This window comes from Bacillota bacterium, from assembly GCA_040754675.1.
Classification (GTDB): domain Bacteria; phylum Bacillota; class Limnochordia; order Limnochordales; family Geochordaceae; genus Geochorda.
Genome location: JBFMCJ010000496.1, coordinates 1 through 2,979, shown reverse-complemented (window position 1 = coordinate 2,979; position 2,979 = coordinate 1). Strand labels below are relative to the sequence as shown.

Annotated in this window: 5 protein-coding genes; 3 read left to right on the top strand and 2 right to left on the bottom strand. The window is 63.2% G+C overall.

Features of this window, described 5'->3' with window-relative positions:
• On the bottom strand, nucleotides 1-687 hold a 687-nt coding region (locus tag AB1609_19705), incomplete at its 3' end, for an AMP-binding protein (GenBank protein MEW6048669.1).
• A 263-nt stretch (nucleotides 688-950) separates the two neighbouring features.
• Nucleotides 951-1,199, bottom strand: coding sequence for an acyl carrier protein (locus AB1609_19700; protein MEW6048668.1), 249 nt, complete (start codon nucleotides 1,197-1,199; stop codon nucleotides 951-953).
• Nucleotides 1,200-1,579: 380 nt separating this feature from the next.
• Here AB1609_19700 and AB1609_19695 point away from each other — a divergent pair, with 380 nt between their 5' ends.
• From AB1609_19695 to AB1609_19685, 3 genes are read left to right on the top strand one after another with little or no spacing between them, the layout of a single operon-like run.
• Complete coding sequence (locus AB1609_19695) at nucleotides 1,580-2,260, top strand: hypothetical protein (protein MEW6048667.1); 681 nt, start codon at nucleotides 1,580-1,582, stop codon at nucleotides 2,258-2,260.
• Nucleotides 2,261-2,294: 34 nt separating this feature from the next.
• The gene (locus AB1609_19690; GenBank protein MEW6048666.1) at nucleotides 2,295-2,660 is read left to right on the top strand and encodes a UPF0175 family protein; all 366 of its coding nucleotides are present in this window, start codon (nucleotides 2,295-2,297) and stop codon (nucleotides 2,658-2,660) included.
• Nucleotides 2,542-2,799, top strand: a complete 258-nt coding sequence (locus tag AB1609_19685) for a hypothetical protein (GenBank protein MEW6048665.1) — start codon at nucleotides 2,542-2,544, stop codon at nucleotides 2,797-2,799. The genes AB1609_19690 and AB1609_19685 overlap by 119 nt, the downstream gene beginning before the upstream one ends.
• Nucleotides 2,800-2,979 lie beyond the last annotated feature (180 nt).

The window sequence follows — 2,979 nt, the reverse complement described above, 5'->3', positions numbered from 1 at the left end:
AACGTAACCCTCCATCGAGCGCGGGCTCAGCACCTCAAGCACGCCATCGCTGATGCGGAGTCGGACCCCCTCAACGCCGCATTCAAGCCACCGGGCCGGAAACCCGGCACGTCCATCCGTCACCGCGAAGAGGGCCCCGGCCTCGGTGGTAGCGTAGATGTGGCTGATACGGGCTCCGTGGAACGATGCGGCGAGCATGTCCAGGGTCGGCTGGTCGGCAACCTCGCCCCCCAAAGTTATCTGCTGCAGTGGCACCTCGCCTGCGTTTTCCCCCAGGGCAATCCGAAAAGCTCGCCAAAAAGTTGGCGTTCCGCTGATATGGGTCACCTCGTAACGTGCCGCCGCTTCGGCGAGCTTAGTAGCGGACGGCTCCGAAAAGGCGAACAGTTCTGAGCCGCTCAAGATCGCGGTCAGCAGCACCTGAATTCCGGCGAAGCTGCCGGGGTGAAACGTGAGAAGCCAGCGGCAGGGCAGGGCGCCGTCTTTGGGGAGTCGTACACGGCCAAGTAGCCTGTGCAGTGAGTGTCTGACGACTTTCGGCGTACCAGTCGTTCCTGAGGTCGTCAGGAGTACGGAGGCATCCGGGAGGGCCACCTTCGCGGCTGGGACAGGGCTTACGTTTAACTCCTCCCCGATGGTGGCATCGACACCGCATACGCCCCAGAGGGCACCCGCGTCCGAAGGCATGTCTCGTAGCACAAGCAGGTCGAGCCCACTGCTCTGGCATGCGATTAACACAATAGCGAGCGTGTCGGCCCTGTCGGTAACCACAGCCACCCGGGATGCTCCAGCAACCTTCAGGCGGGCAGCAAGTTGAGACGCTCGAGCCAGCAGCTCGTCGCCTGGTATTCGCCGGCCATCTTGCACCAAGGTCGCATGGCGCGTAAACCGGAAGGGACTGGTGAGGTACAGAAGAGAATTGTCCCGGGCGGGTGAAACCAATAGTAAGCTCACTCCTCGTAGAGGGCTGCAAGGTCGCCGACGGTTCGGAACTCGGGAAAGCCCTCCTTAAAAGGATCCTTTTGAGTGACGGCCTCGAGTTCAGTGATGAGTATGGCTAGGTCAAGGGAATCTATCGGCAGATCCCTCTCCCCGATTAGATACGTCTCCTGGGTGATTACGGGGACCTCTTTTCCCTGTTCAGCCAGCATCCGACTCAATATCGCCCGGATCTGCGCGACCATCTCGTCTCGTGTCACCGTTGTAAAATCCTCCCGGTACTCGCGGGCACATCTCTGAGGAGTACGACCGACGGCCTGCGCTCAACGAGCCTACCGCTTGGATCGACAAGCTTCTCATCCACCTTAAGTGCTGGCAGCCGCCAACGGGGCCCTTTTCGGGCGGGCCCGATTAACGAAGTGCCGCCGAACAACCGGTCGAACCAGCTCACCCTCGCCCGGCCAAAGCTCTGCCAGTACCTCTTGCTCGGTCGGTGAAGGCGCGCGGGGACCTCCGTTCGGGAAGCCCTGGGCCGGTTCAGGTTCATGGTTCGAAGCGGTCCGGGTTTGTATGCGCCCGCCCGTTGGTTCTTGCCAGCAAAGCCTTCCGTCTGAGGCCGCCTCCCGGAGGTTGGGGGCGCATGCTATCGCTCTGGCGGCTCGAACCCTTTGCCGGGGCCCTCGAAAACGCCGGGGTGGTAGATCAGGACGGCCGCCCGCTTTCGCGAAATCTCAACGAAGCTGGTACCGACACCTTCGAACAGCAGATCGATGTTCAGATCCGGCGGAGAGCGGCGGAGATCATGGACTTCTTCGCTGCCGAGGCGGGCTTGCGCCGCACCCTGCGGCCGGGGGAGCGGCAGCGCATGCTCGACCAGCTCCTCCGGCAGGTGAGCGAGGAGCGGGGTGACCTGCTGCAGGAGATCGCGGCCGCCACGGCGCCGTATCGCCTACCGAACACCTGGGACGAGCGCGCCGACCTCATCGTTCGCTGGCTCGTCCTGCAGGCATACGCGCAACTCCCGGGGTTCGGCGCCTACCCAGGGTCGCCGCCGACGCTGGCCATTGCCGGCGACCCGCGCATTCGGATCGTAGGGGCGGTTGGCGATATCGAGACCAATCCAGCGGTCGCAAGGGCCGACGATATCGCCCTTCGACAGCAACTCTTTACTGACAGACACCGGCGGGACCCATCCTCGGCCACGCAGGACATCGCCCAGGCCCTGCGACCGCCCGGTACGAACCGGGGCGGTTCCGGGCGTTGGCTTGCGAGTCCGACCCGGACTACCGACACAAGGCTGGGTGCCCGGGGTGTGGTATGATGGGGCCGAAAAGTTGAGGGAAAGCCCCGTGGCGATGACGGACGGGTGCGAGAGGAAGTTGGGTGAAATGCCTGAACTCACGGTCGTCTTACCCGACCATGTTTCGAGGGATGAGGCCCTTCTTCGCCTCGCGATGAAACTCTACGAGGCTCGTAAGCTTTCTCTGGGCAAGGCCGCCGAACTGGCCCGTTATTCCGTCCGGGCGTTCGTAGAGATCCTCAACAAGCACGGGATCTCGGTTTTCCGTTGCTCGCCCGAAGCGCTCGACAAGGACTTGCAGCATGCCCTCCATCCTCATCGTGGAAAGCACGGTCTGCATCGCCCTCGGGCGGATAGGGAGGCTGGAGTTGCTGCGGCAGTCCGCGTCCGAGGTGTGGATGCCTCCGGCGGTACGGGATGAGATTGGGCCGTCCGTTCCAGCCTGGATGAGGGTCGTGCCGGCTGCCAACCAAGCACGAGTTCGGGTGCTCACCAGGGTGAAAACAAACGCGCCCGGCGAGCGCGAGGCTGTAAACGATGGGCCGCTTGGTGGGCCCTAACCAGCTTACGTGCGGGGGCGAGAATCTGAAGTACGGGGTGAACGCGCCGCTGGGCATGCCGGTGTGCGCCTTCTTGGTAGTCCGAGAAACCCTCTCTTGTCAAGCCGCTTCGCTCCACGCTCGCCTTTGCACAACTGTTACAGGGTTCTATCGCCGGCTCAGAGGGAGCAGGCCAGGCGT